The sequence below is a fragment of the Streptomyces sp. NPDC048254 genome, assembly GCF_043201895.1.
Classification (GTDB): domain Bacteria; phylum Actinomycetota; class Actinomycetes; order Streptomycetales; family Streptomycetaceae; genus Streptomyces.
The window spans coordinates 225,917-241,199 of record NZ_JBICZJ010000015.1; the positions used below are offsets into that span (position 1 = coordinate 225,917).

General features: G+C 70.7%; 13 protein-coding genes. 8 read left to right on the plus strand and 5 right to left on the minus strand.

Features of this window, described 5'->3' with window-relative positions; translation table 11 throughout:
• Positions 1 to 97 precede the first annotated feature (97 nt).
• Positions 98 to 589 (plus strand): peptidylprolyl isomerase, encoded by a 492-nt coding sequence (locus ACGFZQ_RS35580; protein WP_393843815.1) that lies wholly within the window; start codon positions 98 to 100, stop codon positions 587 to 589.
• Between the two features lie 44 nt (positions 590 to 633).
• Here the strand turns inward: ACGFZQ_RS35580 and ACGFZQ_RS35585 are convergent, their stop codons facing one another.
• The 4 genes from ACGFZQ_RS35585 to ACGFZQ_RS35600 all read right to left on the minus strand — a co-directional run bounded on the left by ACGFZQ_RS35585 (position 634) and on the right by ACGFZQ_RS35600 (position 6,001).
• A complete protein-coding gene (locus ACGFZQ_RS35585; RefSeq protein WP_393843816.1) occupies positions 634 to 1,665 on the minus strand; it encodes an MASE1 domain-containing protein in 1,032 nt (343 codons plus the stop codon).
• A 95-nt stretch (positions 1,666 to 1,760) separates the two neighbouring features.
• On the minus strand, positions 1,761 to 2,588 hold the full coding sequence (locus tag ACGFZQ_RS35590) for a PP2C family protein-serine/threonine phosphatase (protein ID WP_393843817.1): 828 nt from the start codon (positions 2,586 to 2,588) through the stop codon (positions 1,761 to 1,763).
• Between the two features lie 188 nt (positions 2,589 to 2,776).
• Entirely contained in the window at positions 2,777 to 3,880 is a 1,104-nt protein-coding gene (locus tag ACGFZQ_RS35595; RefSeq protein WP_382544264.1) for a GNAT family N-acetyltransferase, read from the minus strand.
• Positions 3,881 to 4,189: 309 nt separating this feature from the next.
• A complete protein-coding gene (locus ACGFZQ_RS35600) occupies positions 4,190 to 6,001 on the minus strand; it encodes an FAD-binding dehydrogenase (protein ID WP_393843818.1) in 1,812 nt (603 codons plus the stop codon).
• Positions 6,002 to 6,330: 329 nt separating this feature from the next.
• On the opposite strand from ACGFZQ_RS35600, the gene ACGFZQ_RS35605 reads away from it, so the two are divergent.
• From ACGFZQ_RS35605 to ACGFZQ_RS35625, 5 genes are read left to right on the plus strand one after another with little or no spacing between them, the layout of a single operon-like run.
• A complete protein-coding gene (locus ACGFZQ_RS35605; protein ID WP_393843819.1) occupies positions 6,331 to 7,422 on the plus strand; it encodes a sugar ABC transporter substrate-binding protein in 1,092 nt (363 codons plus the stop codon).
• A 26-nt stretch (positions 7,423 to 7,448) separates the two neighbouring features.
• Positions 7,449 to 8,537 (plus strand): mandelate racemase/muconate lactonizing enzyme family protein, encoded by a 1,089-nt coding sequence (locus ACGFZQ_RS35610; RefSeq protein ID WP_393843820.1) that lies wholly within the window; start codon positions 7,449 to 7,451, stop codon positions 8,535 to 8,537.
• Positions 8,534 to 9,598, plus strand: a complete 1,065-nt coding sequence (locus tag ACGFZQ_RS35615; RefSeq protein ID WP_393843821.1) for an ABC transporter permease — start codon at positions 8,534 to 8,536, stop codon at positions 9,596 to 9,598. Before ACGFZQ_RS35610 ends, ACGFZQ_RS35615 begins: the two co-directional genes overlap by 4 nt.
• On the plus strand, positions 9,595 to 10,614 hold the full coding sequence (locus ACGFZQ_RS35620; protein WP_393843822.1) for an ABC transporter permease: 1,020 nt from the start codon (positions 9,595 to 9,597) through the stop codon (positions 10,612 to 10,614). Before ACGFZQ_RS35615 ends, ACGFZQ_RS35620 begins: the two co-directional genes overlap by 4 nt.
• The gene (locus ACGFZQ_RS35625) at positions 10,611 to 12,134 is read left to right on the plus strand and encodes a sugar ABC transporter ATP-binding protein (protein WP_393843823.1); all 1,524 of its coding nucleotides are present in this window, start codon (positions 10,611 to 10,613) and stop codon (positions 12,132 to 12,134) included. The genes ACGFZQ_RS35620 and ACGFZQ_RS35625 overlap by 4 nt, the downstream gene beginning before the upstream one ends.
• Before the next feature lie 76 nt (positions 12,135 to 12,210).
• On the opposite strand, the gene ACGFZQ_RS35630 is transcribed toward ACGFZQ_RS35625, so the two are convergent.
• The gene (locus ACGFZQ_RS35630) at positions 12,211 to 13,011 is read right to left on the minus strand and encodes a GntR family transcriptional regulator (RefSeq protein ID WP_393843824.1); all 801 of its coding nucleotides are present in this window, start codon (positions 13,009 to 13,011) and stop codon (positions 12,211 to 12,213) included.
• Between the two features lie 158 nt (positions 13,012 to 13,169).
• Between ACGFZQ_RS35630 and ACGFZQ_RS35635 the strand changes: the two genes are divergently transcribed.
• Both ACGFZQ_RS35635 and ACGFZQ_RS35640 read left to right on the plus strand, forming a co-directional pair.
• Positions 13,170 to 13,904, plus strand: a complete 735-nt coding sequence (locus tag ACGFZQ_RS35635) for a YqjF family protein (protein ID WP_393843825.1) — start codon at positions 13,170 to 13,172, stop codon at positions 13,902 to 13,904.
• 119 nt (positions 13,905 to 14,023) lie between these two features.
• A complete protein-coding gene (locus tag ACGFZQ_RS35640; protein WP_393843826.1) occupies positions 14,024 to 15,238 on the plus strand; it encodes a carbohydrate-binding protein in 1,215 nt (404 codons plus the stop codon).
• Positions 15,239 to 15,283: the final 45 nt, after the last annotated feature.

Sequence of the window (15,283 nt, forward strand, 5' to 3'; positions counted from 1 at the left end):
TCGCCGCCGGCGCCCGAGTGGCTTCGGCGGCCCGACACCCCGGTCCGTCCGCACCCATGGGAGGGACCGGGGGACGGTTCGCGATAGGTTGACCTGCATGAGCGACAACGTTTATTTCGACATCTCGATCAACAACGAGCCGGCCGGCCGGATCGTGTTCAACCTGTTCGACAGCGTGGTGCCCGAGACGGCCCGCAACTTCCGCGAGCTGGCCACCGGGCAGCACGGCTTCGGGTACGCCGGTTCCACGTTCCACCGGGTCATCCCCCAGTTCATGCTCCAGGGCGGTGACTTCACGCGCGGTGACGGTACCGGCGGCAAGAGCATCTACGGCGAGAAGTTCAAGGACGAGAACTTCCAGCTCAAGCACGACCGCAAGTACCTGCTGAGCATGGCCAACGCGGGCCCGCACACCAACGGCTCGCAGTTCTTCGTCACCACCGTGCTGACGCCGTGGCTCGACGGCAAGCACGTGGTCTTCGGCGAGGTCGTCGAGGGCTCGGACATCGTCGACAAGATCGAGGGCTACGGCAGCTCCAGCGGTTCGCCGAAGGCCGAGATCAAGATCACGGCCAGCGGCACCGTCTGACAACGGCCCCCAACACGTGAACGGTGACCGGGCCGACCGTCCGGTCACCGTTCGTCTCGTGCGCGCCGGAGTTCCTCTGCGCGCCTGAGTTCCTCGGCCTCCGGCGGGGCGCGGCCGGCCGGGTGATCGTGCGCGCTGAGGTGTTCCAGGGCCTCGGCCAGTTCCTGGCAGGCCTCCTCGACGGACATCCGGGTGTTGTGCTGCTCGGTGATCACCGCCGACAGCAGCAGCGCGGTCAGCGCCAGCGCACCGTTGAACAGCTGGAGCTTCAGCATCACCTCGACGGGGGACAGCCGGGCGAACGCACCGACGCCCTGCGTCGCGGCGACCGCGGCCATCACCGATGCGAACAGGGCGCACAGCATGCTTCCCGCCAGGCGGAAGCGCAGCGCGGCCCAGATCAGCAGCGGGTAGACGAGGAAGAGCGCGCTCATGGAGCTGCGCGTGGCCACCGGGACCAGGACGGCTGCGACGACCCCGAGAGCCAGTGCCTCCTTCCAGCGGGCCAGGGACGGAAGCCCGCGGGCTTCGAACAGCACCAGCAGGACCGGGGTGACGATCAGGACTCCCATCGCGTCGCCGACCCACCACACCAGCCAGATGGGCCAGAAGTGGGTCGCGGCGAGCTTGCCGGCGAGGATCAGCGTGACCACGTCGACGGTGGAGCTGATCATCATGGCGGCGAGCGCCCCGAGGAACACCAGGGCAAGGCCGTCCCGGAGCCGCCCCAGGTCGGTGCCGAAGCCGACCCGGCGCAGCATCAGGTAGGCGCACACCGGCCCGGCCGTGTTGCCAAAAAGGATGCCCAGGGCGTCGGGTCCGGGCGTGCCGAGCGACAGCACGAGGAAGAAGGCGCCGAGCGTGACGCCCGGCCAGCAGCCCAGGCCGAAGACCAGCAGACAGGCCAGCGCGACTCCGGTCGGCGGATAGATGGGCGTGAAGACGGCGCCCTCGACGGTGAGCCGGCACAGCAGGCCAAGCCGCCCTGCCGCGTAGTAGCAGGTGGCGACGGCCAGCGTCCGGAGGGCGAAAACGGCCGGTCCGCGCTGTTCCTGGATACCCACCACAGCAGCCATCAGACACCGATCCGCCCAGGTCGGCGAGGCGGGAGTCGTCTACGGCCGACATGCCGGCCGGTGGCTGTGCCGTCAGGGCGCGAGGTCGGCGGTCGTTACGGTATGCGGTCCAGGCCGTCGTGGCCCACGACCAGGACCGCCGCGTCGTCCTCGTGGCCCACCTGTTCCGCGCCCTTGATCACGGCGGCGGCCAGGGAGTGTGCCTCCAGGCCGGCGACGGCGGCGATACCGGCGAGCCGTACCACCTGGTCCAGCCCCTCCTCGATGCTCATCGACGGCCCTTCCACCACCCCGTCCGTGAGCAGGACGAACATGCCTCCGGTGGTGAGCCGGAACCGGGACACCGGGTACTCGATGCCCGGTTCGATGCCCAGCGGCGGCCCGCCCTCGTCCTCGCCGACCCCGGACTTTCCGTCGGCGGTGGCCCAGACGAACGGGATGTGGCCGGCCCGGGCGCTCTCCAGGACCCCGGTCTCCGGGTCGAGCCGCATGAACGTGCAGGTGGCGAAGAGGTCGTTGCCCAGGGAGATCAGCAGGTCGTTCGTCCGGGCGAGCAGTTCGCCCGGCTCGCTGGTCACCGAGGCGAGCGCCCGCAGCCCCGCCCTGACCTGGCCCATGAACGCGGCCGCCTCGATGTTGTGGCCCTGGACGTCGCCTATGGACAGGCCGATACGGCCGTCGGGCAGCGTGAAGGCGTCGTACCAGTCGCCACCCACGTTGAGCCCGTAGGTGGCGGGCGCGTACCGGACAGCCAGGTGGAAGCGGGGGGTGTCGGGCAGGTCGCGGGGCAGCATGCCGCGCTGGAGTGCGATGGCCAGCTCGACCTGGGAGCGCTGGTACTCGGCCCGCTCGCGCGCCTGGGCGGTGAGCGACCTCAGTCTGACCAGCAGCTCGTCGTCGTCCGTTGAGCGCTTGCGGGGCATGGATCACTCCGGCCGAGGCGGCAGCCTTTCCAGGGCAAACCCCTAGATTTTTACCTTTACAGGATCATAGTGCGAATGACGGGCAAGAGGTCGGCCGCACCCGGTGACGGCCGGGCGCGGCCGGCCGTCACCGTCCTGACCACGGGGCGGCCCGGCGGGCGGGGCGTCCCGTGGTCAGGGCGGTGGGTTCACCCCTTGCGGAGCCCGTCGGGGCGGCGCGAGGCGCGCAGGGTGCCGACCGTCTTGAGCAGCCGGTCCGCCGGGTCGCGCAGACGGGGATGGGCGAGAACGGTGTTGCGCAGGCCGCGGACCGGGCGGCGCCACAGGCGGTGCGCCGCGGCCACCGGGTGGGTGCGGGTGACGAATCCCTCGCCGACCCGCAGTTCGCGGGTCTTGAGCCAGTCCTTGTACTCCTTGTCACCGCGCCCGAGGTCGACGAGGGTGACACCGCTGCGCGCCGCGCCCTCGGCGGTGCGCAGGTGCATCATCAACCCGGGCGAGTAGTAGTGCAGTTCGGGGTCGTAGGCGGTGAACCAGGCGGCCAGTACGGTGCCCGAGCGCGGCCCGAAGTGCGCGGCCACCGGGCGGTCGCCCGCGTAGAGCACGGAGAGCACGCCGGTGAAGTGTTCCTCGCGGACGTGGAAGAGATGATCCACGAGGTCGACGATCCAGGGGCGGGCGAAGCGGTCCATACGTCCGGTCCGCCGGTACTGGGCGGACTTCCAGCGCATCAGGGTGCGCAGCGCCGCCGGGTCGCGCTCGTCGAACTCGAAGCGCAGGTCGCCGATGTCGCGGCCGAGGCGCCGTTCCTTCTTCAGTGTGGTCTTCGCCAGGCCGGGGTAGGTGGCGCGCAGCCACTCGGGGTAACCGCCGTCGCCGGGTTTGACGTCGATCACCGGCGAGGCGAAGGTCCCGGTGACATGACCGGCGAACGGTCTCTGCTCGGCGACCAGATGGTCGAACTCGAAGATGGACATCCCGCACGCGCTCAGCAACTCCTGGGCGTCCCAGGTGACTCCGGGCCGGTGCACCAGTGCCTGGCAGTCGGAGAGGCCGAGGCCGACGGCCCGGCCCACGCCGAAGGCGTTGCGCTCGTACGGGAAGAAGCCGACGGGTTCACCGGCGTCGCGCAGGACCGCCACCCGTACGCCCCCGCGGTGTCGGCCGACACCGATCGTGAACTCCGGGGCCAGAAAGGGATTGGCGTACTCCGGTGACTCGTCCATCGCGTGGTGCCAGGCCCGGCGGAGCGACTGGGTCAGCTCGCCGGGTCTGTGGATCGTGATGTCCACCTCAGATCAACCGCCCTTCGGTTGACGAGGTGTGTGGCGCGTTTCTCCGGGACCGACTCCCGGACGGACCTCTGCACTGACCTCTGGATCGCATGGCGACCGCTCCCCCCATAACGCGAATTCCGCGTTCTGCCGTTGCTACGAACAGCTCCTGTTCCCCGCCGTACACCTTCCGTCCGCGGCCGGCGACCGGGTCGCGGGTCCGGAGGTGTCGCTCAAACGTCGCGAAACAGTACGCACGCTGTCAAGGGTGCCACTGTCACGGCGGGTTGGGGGTGGGGTGACGCGGACTTTCCCGGTCCTTTCCCGTCAGGTCGCCGTCGCCGCGGCCGCCGCCCGGCCCGCCTGACGGCCCGAGAAGAGGCAACCGCCGAGGAAGGTGCCCTCCAGCGAGCGGTATCCGTGCACCCCGCCGCCGCCGAAGCCGGCGACCTCACCGGCGGCGTACAGACCGGCGACCGGGGAGCCGTCGCTGTTCAGGACGCGTCCGGAGAGGTCGGTCTGGAGGCCGCCCAGGGTCTTGCGGGTGAGGATGTTGAGCCGGACGGCGATCAGCGGGCCGGCGCTGGAGTCCAGGATCCGGTGGATCGGCGCCGTACGGCTGAGGGAGTCGCCGATGTAGCTCAGGGCGTTGCGGATGCCCTGGACCTGGACGTCCTTGGTGTACGGGTTGTCGATCTCGCGGTCGCGGGCCTCGATCTGCCGTTTGAGGTCGGCGAGGTCGATGAGGTTGTCGCCGGTCAGCTTGTTCATGCCGGTGACGAGGTCGGCGAGGTTGTCGGCGACCACGAAGTCGACGCCGTTGTTCTTGAACTTCTCGATGGGTTCGGGGGTCTGCCAGATCCGGGACAGCAGCTGCCAGACGTTCTTGTTGGTCAGGTCGGGGTTCTGCTCGGAACCGGAGAGCGCGAACTCCTTGGCGATGATCTTCTGGGTGGTGACGAACCAGGAGTAGTCGTAGCCGGAGGCGGTGATCGACCCCAGCGTGTGCAGGGTGTCGTAACCAGGTACGTCGGGGGTGTTGAAGCGCCGGCCCTTCGCGTCGAACCACATCGAGGACGGGCCGGGCAGGATGCGGATGCCGTGGTTCGGCCAGATCGGGGCGTAGTTGCGCAGGCCCTCGGTGTAGTGCCACATCCGGTCGGGGTTGACGATCCGGCCGCCCGCCTGCTGGGTGATGGCCAGCATGCGGCCGTCCACGTGCGCGGGGACCCCGGTCACCATGAACTTGGGCGGGGTGCCGAGCCGGGCCGGCCAGTTCTGCCGTACCAGGTCGTGGTTGGCGCCGATGCCGCCCGAGGTGACCACCACGACCGGGGCCCGCAGTTCGAAGTCGCCGACGACGGTACGGCTGCTCGGGGTGCCCCGTGCCGCGCTGCTGGGCTCCAGGATGGCGCCCCGCACGCCGGTCACGGCGCCCGCGGTGGTCACCAACCCGTCCACCCGGTGGCGGAACTTGAAGGTCACCTTGCCGGCGGCGACCGCCGCCCGCACCTTCTTCTCGAAGGGTTCGACGACGGCCGGGCCGGTGCCCCAGGTGACATGGAAGCGGGGCACCGAGTTGCCGTGGCCGTCCGCGAGGCCGCCGCCACGCTCGGCCCAGCCCACGATCGGGAACCACTGCACGCCGAGGCCGGAGAGCCAGGAGCGCTTCTCGCCGGAGGCGAAGTCCACGTACGACTGGGCCCACTTGTAGGCCCAGTAGTCCTGGCCCTTCGGGTCGTCGACATCCCGGTCGAAGCCGGCCGTGCCGAGCCAGTCCTGCCAGGCGAGGTCATGGGTGTCCTTGACGCCCATCAGCCGCTGTTCGTCGGAGTCGACGAAGAAGAGCCCGCCGAAGGACCAGAACGCCTGGCCGCCCAGGCTCGCCTCCGGTTCCTGGTCGAGCAGCAGCACCTTGCGGCCGGCAGCGGCGAGTTCGGCGGTGGCGACCAGGCCGGCGAGGCCGTGGCCGATGACGATCGCGTCCGCGTCCTGGGACTCGGCGGCGAACGCCCCCGCCTGGCTGAGGGCCATTCCGGCGAGCGTGCCGCCGGCCACCGTCAGCACCTGACGGCGGGTGAAACGGGACGACTGCTCGGCGCCGTTGGTCGCGCCGGCGCCTGCTCTGGGATTCTCCATGGGTGGGGGTGCCTTCCGTACGGATGCGGGCGGTGCGGGAGACATGTCCGGGACTGCCGGGACGGCAGGGTGTTACCGACGGTAGCCCAAGGTGGCGGGCGGCGGCCAGAGTTCTGCACAGAGGGATTGTCAGATATCCCAAGCCGGCGACAGGCATCAAATGGGCAAGCCATTTCCTATAGGATCCTGCGCATGCGGGACGATTCCAGGCCGCAGTCGTCCCACATCTCCGCTGATCAGAACCGTTTCTGTCACAAGTCTTGACGCCTGCGCTTCACTGACCCACGATCTCCGCATCGATTTCCTATCTGATCCCGTAGGGGTGGGCGATGCGCTTCCCGACCAGATCCGTCCTGCCCGGGCTTCTCACGGCGGCCTTGCTCGTCGCGGGGACAGCGGCCTGCACCTACCGCAACGCCCCCGGCCCCGCCGCCGGTCAGGCCACGGCGGCCCAACGGACCGGCGGCGGCGCCGAGTTGGCGGACGGCTCCCGGACCGAGGTCGCCCTCGTGCCCGGGGGCGCCCATCCCTACTTCCAGCCCTGGAAGGCGGCGGGCGCCGGCGCGAAGAAGACGTACGGCCTCGGGGCCGTCACCTTCGACGAGACGGCCGAGTGGGACCAGCAGAAGCAGAACAACCTGCTGTCCACGCTCGCGGCGCGCGGCTACAACGCCTTCGGGGTGTTCGGGGTCTCCCCCACCGACATCAACACGACCTTCGCGGACCTCAAGTCGCAGGGCTTCCCGGTGGCCTCCCTCGGCTCCTGTCCGGCGGGCGGCACGGACGAGGCCGACTTCTGCCTCTCCACGAACGTCGAACTCGCCGCCTACAAGGCCACGAAGGCGGCCATCGACGCCATGGGCGGCAAGGGCACCCTGGTCCATCTGACCGGCAACAACGTGGACGCCAACACCCAGTTGCGGATCAAGGGCGTCGCCCGGGCGGTCAAGGAGTCCGGCGGCAAGGTGCGGCTCCTGCAGACCGTCACCGACATCGACACCGACCTGGGGACCGCGCAGAAGGCGGTGTCCGACCTGATGGCGGCGAAGGGCGCACAGATCACCGGCATCGTCGCCACCGCCTACAACCCGGCCGTCGCCGCCGCCGACGCCGTCAAGTCGTCCGGGTCGAAGGCGAAGGTCATCGCCATCGACGACGACGCGAAGATCCTCAGCGGCATCAGACAGGGCACGGTCACGGCCACCGTCGTACAGAACCCGGTCGGCCAGGCCGAGATCGGCGTCTGGGCCCTGGCCCTGCTCCAGACCAAGCAGTGCACCGTGCGCGACCCCGGGGTGGAGGTGGACTCCGGCTCGTTCGTCGTCGACAAGGCCAACGTGGCCGACTACGACAAGGCCCGGCGGGCGAAGACCGCGCAGCTCAAGCAGGAGTTCGCCGACAAGATCCTCGCGTGCGGCTGACCGCCCCCTACAGAGAACGGACTTCGATGACCCTCATCACGACCGCGACCGCCAGGCTGGCCGACATCGCCGTCGAGACGGACCGTACCGACGCGGTGCAGTCCTTCGTCAAACAGGAGACGGTCCTGGTCGACCTGGAGACGGCGGACGGCCTCGCGGGCACCGGCTACGCCTATACGATCGGCACCGGCGGCACCTCCGTACTGGCCCTGCTGCGCGACCATCTGCTGCCCGCCCTGGTCGGACAGGACGCCCGCAACGTCGAGGCCCTGTGGCAGCGGCTGTTCGCACTGACCCGGGCCACCACCACCGGAGCCATCACCTCCCTCGCGCTCGCCGCCGTGGACACCGCCCTGTGGGACGTGCGCTGCAAGCGGGCGGGCGAGCCGCTGTGGCGGCTGGCCGGCGGACACCGCCGGGAGGTCCCGGTCTACGACACCGAGGGCGGCTGGCTCCATCTGAGCACCGAGGAACTGGTGAAGAGCGCCCTGCGGGCCCAGGAGGCGGGCTGGGCGGGCGTCAAGATCAAGGTGGGCAAGCCGCATCCCGCCGAGGACGCGGCGCGGCTGCGCGCGGTGCGCGAGGCCGTGGGCCCCGCGCTGCACATCATGACCGACGCCAACCAGTCCCAGACGGCGTCCTCGGTACTCCGGCTCGCGGCCGCGCTGGAGCCGTACGACCCGTACTGGCTGGAGGAGCCGCTGCCCGCGGACGACATCAGCGGCCACGCCCGGCTCGCGCGGGCGACCCGGATCCCGGTGGCCGTCGGCGAGTCCCTGTACTCGCTCATGCAGTTCCGCAGCTACCTGGAGACCGGGGCCGCGTCCGTCGTGCAGGTCGACGCGGCCCGGATCGGCGGTATCACCCCGTGGCTGAAGGTCGCGCACCTCGCGGAGAGCCACAACGTGATGGTCTGCCCGCACTTCCTGATGGAACTGCACGTCAGCCTCGCCGCCGCGGTGCCCAACGGCAGCTTCGTCGAGTACATCCCGCAGCTGCGGGCCGTGACCCGGACCGAGCTGGCCATCCGCGACGGCCTGGCCGTGGCCCCGGACGTGCCGGGCATCGGCATCGACTGGGACCCGGACGCGCTCGACGACCGGAGGGTGGCATGACGACCTCGATCAGCCCGCCGGACACCGTCCCGGAGGAGAAGACAGCCGGTCACCGGATGCCGTTCTGGGTCAACCAGCGGCTCGGTCTGCTGGTGCTGGTCATCGCGCTGAGCGTGCTGTTCGGCGTGTTGCGGCCCGCCTTCCTCGACCAGCGGCTGGTGCTCTTCCCGCTGCTGCGGGACGTGGCCACGCTGACCGTGGTGGCGCTCGCCCAGATGGTCGCCCTGTCCGTGGGGCACATGAACCTCGCGGTGGGGCGGATGGCGGCCTTCGGGGCCATGTTCGCGGGCCTCGGTTACGACAAGCTCCATCTGCCCATGCAGTTGGGCCTGTTGCTGTGCCTGGCCGCGGGCGCGGCGATCGGCGCGGTCACCGGCTGGCTGATCGCCCGGACCGGGGTGAGCTCCTTCGTCGTCACCCTGGCGATGGACTTCGCCCTGCTGGGACTGGTCTCCCTCATGTACTCGGCCCTCACCGAGGACGCCGCCTTCACCAACCGGCCGGCCGGCATCGCCGCACTGAGGTCCTACTCACTCGCCGACATCTGCGTCGGACCGGTCTGCGGCTCACCGGCGATCCCGCAGCTGGCCCAGTTCACCGTGCTCGCCATGCTGGGTCTCGGTTTCCTGTACGGCTGTACGCGCATCGGCAGGGAACTGCTGCTCACCGGGGCGAACCCGGCCGCCGCCGAGCTGTCCGGGATCCCCACCGGACGCCGGGTCCTGCTCGCCCACACCCTCTCCGGGCTGCTCGCGGCGCTCGCCGGCTTCATGGCCGCCGCCGGGACGGGCACGTTCCGCGCCTCCATCGGCGACGACTTCATGCTGCCGTCCTTCCTGGGCGCGGTGCTCGGCGGCACCCTGCTCACCGGCGGGGTGGTGTCCGTCCTGGGCACGCTGCTCGGCACCGCGCTGGTCGGCGTGATCCGCAAGGGGCTCGACCTGCTCGGCGTCGGCCTGGAAAGCCTGAACATCTACCTCGGCTGCATCCTGCTGCTGGCCCTGTCGGCGGACCGGATCCGCGCCGTGGTCTCCTATCGCAAGGTGGTGCGCTCCACATGAGCACGATCCGCGAACAGCGGAGCCGGGCCGCGGCGGTGCTGCACCGGTTCTCCCGTACGACGACGGCCATGCTGCTGCTGGTGGTCGTGGCCGGCTCGGTGGCACTGGAGGTGGCGTCGTCGGGCTCCTTCTTCGAGGGCCCCTCGGTGCGGGTCTTCCTGCAGTACCTGGCCACGCCCATCCTGATCGGCCTGGCGCAGATGGTGGCGCTGTGCGTGGGCCAGCTCAATCTCGCCGTGGGCGCCCTGGGCGGTTTCACCGCCTGTCTGACGGGCGTCCTGATGGCCGACCACGGGGTGCCCGCCGTGGTCGCCGTGCTCGCGGGTCTGTTGACGGCGACGGCCGTCGGACTGGTGACCGGCCTCGTCATCGTGGCCACGCAGATCAACGGCTTCATCGTCACCCTCGCCACGATGACGATCCTCCTGGGCGCGCAGTACCGGCTCGTCGGCACCCGTACCGTCGACGGCTACTCCTCCGCCCTCCGCGACCTGGGCACGGCGGCGCCGCTGGACATCCCGCTCGTCTTCGTCACGGCGATCGTCGCGGCGGTCCTGCTGGGCGGGTTCATGTACCGCACGGTCGCGGGACGGCGGCTGCTGGCCGCCGGTGGCAATCCGCTGGCCGCCCGGCTGTCCGGTATCTCCACGGACCGGCAGATCGTGGCCGCGCACACGTTGTCCGGGCTGCTGGTCGGGGTGGCCGCCGTGACGGCGACCGCCTCGCTGCCGGGCGTCAACCGCAGCGTCGGCGGTGACTGGCTGCTGCCGAGCTTCGCCGCACCGATCATCGGCGGTGTCGCGCTGACCGGCGGCTCCATCGCCGTGTTCGGGACCGTACTGGCGGCCTTCGTGACCCGGCTCATCGACGCGGCACGCGCCCAGTTCTCGCTGGACCCGAGCTGGGTGAACCTCCTGATCGGCCTGGTCGTCCTCGGCACGGTCGCCGGCGGGCACCTGCACCAGACCCGGCTGGCGAAGACCACTCCGGCCCCGCAGCCAGGAGGTGCGCGGTGAACACGGTCCTCCTCGAATGCCGCGACCTGGTCAAGGTCTTCCCCGGGGTCCGCGCGCTGGACGGCGTGGGGCTGCGGCTCACCGCCGGCAGTGTGCACGCGCTCCTCGGTGAGAACGGCGCCGGCAAGTCCACCCTCATCAAGGTCCTGACCGGGGTGCACTCCCCCGACGGCGGCACCCTCACCTGGTGCGGCGAACCGGTGCAGCTGCGCTCGCCGCTGGAGGCGACCCGCACCGGCATCGGCGTCGTCCACCAGGAACGCAATCTGATCCCGGGCTTCTCGGTGGCCGAGAACATCACCCTGCAGAGACCGCCCTCGCGCCGCGGGCTGGTCGACTACGCGGCCATGACCGAACCGGCCGTCGCCTGCCTCACGGAGCTGGGCGTCGACCTCGATCCGGACCGGCCGGTGCGCGAACTGTCCGTCGCCCAGCAGCAGTTGGTGGAGATCGCCAAGGCCCTGTACACCGAGAGCCGGGTGCTGCTCCTGGACGAACCCACCGCCTCGCTGTCCCCCGAGGAGACGGAGCGCCTGTTCGAGGTGATCCGGCGGCTGGCCGAACGCGGCGCCTGTGTCGTGTTCGTCAGTCACAAGCTGGAGGAGGTCTTCGCCGTCTGCGACACCGTCACCGTGCTGCGGGACGGGAGGTCGGTGCTGGAGTCCTCGCCGCTGGCCGACCACACCCACGACGACATCGTGAGCCTCATGGTGGGCCGCGCCCACGCGGCGGCGGAGATGCGCCCGCGTACGGTCGACCGGTCCGCCGCGCCGGTCCTGGAGCTGGAGGCGGTCGCCACGGCCGGCGGGCACCGGGACATCAGCCTGGCGGTACGGCCCGGGGAGATCGTCGGTCTGTACGGGCTGGTCGGCGCCGGGCGGAGCGAGCTGGTCAAGGCGGTGCTCGGCCTGGACCGCATCACCGGCGGCGAGGTACGGGTGCACGGCAGACCGGCCCGGATCGCCTCGCCGCGGCAGGCGCTGCACGAGTTCGGCATCGGGTATGTGACCGAGAACCGCAAGGAGGAAGGCGTCTTCCTGGAGCAGCCGATCGTCCGGAACATCACCGTGACCGTGTGGCAACGGCTCGCGAAGGCGCTCGGGTTCGTCTCGGCACGCGAGGAGCGCGAGGTCGCCCAGGACCTCGTCGGCCGGCTCGGTATCCGGATCACCGGGCTCGCGCAGAACGCCGGTGAACTCTCCGGCGGCAACCAGCAGAAGGTCAGCCTCGCCAAGTGGCTGGCCGCCGACACCCGGCTGCTCGTCGTGGACGAGCCGACGGTGGGGGTGGACGTCCGCACCAAGCGGGCCTTCCACGAACTGATCTGGGATCTCGCCCACGACGGCCTGCCCATCCTGCTGATCAGCAGCGACCTCGCGGAGATGGTCACCCTGGCCGACCGGATCGTGGTCATGACGGACCACCGCGTCCGCGGCGAGGTCGACAACGACCGTGACTACGACCGGATGAGCGGCCGGATCATCCGCCTGATCCACGCCCACGACACGGTGCGCTCATGAGGCACGGGGTGGCTGGGGCCGGGGCGTGAGCCACGGCGCGGTCCGGGCCAGGGCGTGAAGCACGGCGCGGCCGGGGTCATGGGGTAGCCGGCGGCTCGCCGGCGCCCTGGCCCTCGCCCTGCCCATCGCCGTCGCCGTCGCCATCGCCCTCGCCCTCGCCCTCGCCCTCGCCCTCGACGAGCTGGCGTTCCATGCTGCGGGTGAGGTGGTCGGTCATCGCCTCGGCCGCCCGCTCGGGGTTGCGGCGCAGGACGGCCCGGACGATCCGCTCGTGCTCGGCGACGGTCGGGCCGCCGGCGCCGACCACGTTGCTGAGCCGGAAGATGTGCAGGTGGGCGTGGAGGCGCTGCACCGCGTCCAGGAGGAGCGGGCGGTGCGCGGCCTGCCCGATGGCCTCGTGGAATCGCTGGTCGAGCGCGGCGAAGTCGCGGTAGGAGGCGTACCGGCCGTTCGGGCTGGGCTGGCCCTGCATCTCCTCGACGATCCGTTCGAGGGCGTCGAGCTGGTCCTCGGTGGCGTTGACGGCGGCCAGGGCGGCGGCTCTGGGCTCCAACAGCAGCCGCATCTCGAAGAGTTCCGCGAGGCCCTGGCGGGTGAGCAGCTCCGTGGCCCGGTATCCGGACAGGGCGCGCTTGACGACCAGGCCGTCGGACTCCAGCCGCGCCAGGGCCTCGCGGACCGGGGTGGGCGAGACCTTGAGGGTGCGGGAGAGCGCGTCGATGCCGACGCGGGCGCCGGGGGCGATCTCGTGGTCCATGACCATCGCCTTGACGCTCTCGTACACGCTGTCCGACAGCGCCTGCCGGACGGGAGGCGGCTCGTCGTGCTCCTCGCCCTCCGCCGGGGCCCCGGCCGCGGAAGAGCTGTGCGACGGCATCCCGGCTCCTCCTTCTCCAGGCCTGTGGGTCGCCGACAGTTTACCCAGGTGGGCGCGGTGAGAGGCCCGAATGTCCTGATCACGCGGGGGCGGGGACGGCATCCGGTCCGCGTACGCTCCGCACCGTCGCCTCGCACTGGCGTGCTAAAACCGTATCCATGGAACCCGAGCCGATCACCGCCTCGGCCCCACGGCCCGTGCGACGGGCGACCCAGGTGCAGGGCTGGTACGAACTCACCTTTCTGCACTGGCCGGTGGAGCCGGATCGGGTGGCGGGGCTGCTGCCCGCCGGCACCCGGCCGGACACCCTGGACGGGGTCACCTACGTCGGCCTCGTCCCGTTCCTGATGCGGGGCGTCGGTCTGGGCCCGGGACCCGGGCTGCCGTATCTGGGGACCTTCTGCGAGACGAACGTACGGCTGTACTCGCTGGACGAGCAGGGCCGGCGCGGGGTGGTGTTCAGATCCCTGGACGCGGCCCGGCTGCTCCCCGCGCTGGCGGGCCGGCTCGGGTTCCGCCTGCCGTACCTCTGGTCCTCGATGCGGCTGCGCCGTGAGGGCGAAGTGATCACCTACACCTGCCGGCGGCGGGGCCCGGCCGCCACCAGCCGGGCGGTCATACGGACCGGGCCGCCGATCGCCGAGCCGTCGCCGCTGGAGCACTTCCTGACCGCGCGCTGGGGGCTGCACGCCACCTGGCACGGGCGCACTCTGCATCAGCCGGCCGAGCACGCGCCCTGGCCGCTGCACCGGGCCGAACTCCTGGATCTGGACGACGACCTGGTGGCGGCGGCGGGCCTGCCCGCACCTGCCGAGCCGCCGGTCAGCGTGCTCTGGTCCCCCGGTGTGAGGGTGCGGTTCGGGCGGCCGACACTGCTCCGGCACCCTAGGTAAAGAATTCGTATGGTCTAGTCCAAAGTGCACTTTGGTCCAGTCCAATCTATTGACGTGATCGCGACACCTCCGGAAGCTGGGGCACCACCCCACCTCCCCCGCCCTCCCTGGAGGCACCAGTGAGACCCCTTCGCGCATGTCTGGGCGCGGCGGCCGCCGTCACCCTCGCAGCCGCCGGCACGACCGCGCTCGTCGCGAGCGACGCCTCGGGCGCGACCACCGCGCTGAGCAACCGGTGGTACGCGGCCGCCCCCTATCTGATGCCGCTGGACAACAACCCGCCGAACGCGGCCACCATCATGGACGCCACCGGACTCAAGGCCTTCCAACTGGCGTTCGTCCTGGCGCCCAACGGCGGCGGCTGCTCCCCCACCTGGGGCGGCACCGCGGCGGTCTCCTCGGACACCGCCGTCCAGTCGGTCATCAACACCATCCGCGCCAAGGGCGGCGACGTCTCCGTCTCGATCGGCGGCTACGGCGGCACCAAGCTCGGCCAGACCTGCGCGGACGCCGCCTCCACCGCGGCGGCCTACCAGCAGGTCATCACCAAGTACGGGCTGCACGCCATCGACTTCGACCTGGAGGAGCCGGAGTACGAGAACACCGCGGCGATCAAGAACGAGATCGGCGCCGCGAAGATCCTCCAGCAGAACAACCCGGGCCTGTACGTGTCGGTGACGACGGCCGGTACGGCGGACGGGACCGGCTGGTTCGGCAAGCAGATGCTGCTGGAGGCGAAGTCACAGGGGTTCACGCCGAACAACTTCTCCATCATGCCGTTCGACGGCGGCTTCGGCGGGGCGGCGGCGCAGACCAGCGCGCTCACCAACTTCAACTCGATCCTGCAGTCCACCTTCGGCTGGGACCAGGCGACCGCCTACGCCCACGAGGGCTTCTCCGGGATGAACGGCCGGAGCGACACCGGCGAGTACTTCACCCAGGCCGACTTCCAGACGGTGCTCGACTACGCCACGAGCCACGCCATGGACCGCTTCACGTTCTGGTCCCTGAACCGCGACCGCCAGTGCACTCCGCCCGACAACAACGGCACCACCTCCGGGACCTGCTCCAGCGTGGCGCAGAGCGACTGGGACTTCGCCAAGTACTCGGTGAAGTTCGCCGGGGTCACCCCGCCGACCACCACACCCACCCCCACCCCGACCCCGACACCCACGCCCACCTCCTGCAAGACCGCGTGGAGTTCGACGGCGGTGTACACGGCCGGCAACGAGGTCTCGTACAACAGCCACAACTGGAAGGCCAAGTGGTGGACCCAGAACGAGGTGCCCGGCGCCTCGGAGTGGGGCCCCTGGCAGGACGAGGGCGCCTGCTGACCCTCTTGACGGGATTGGTTCGGACCTTTAGCTTCACGGGTCATC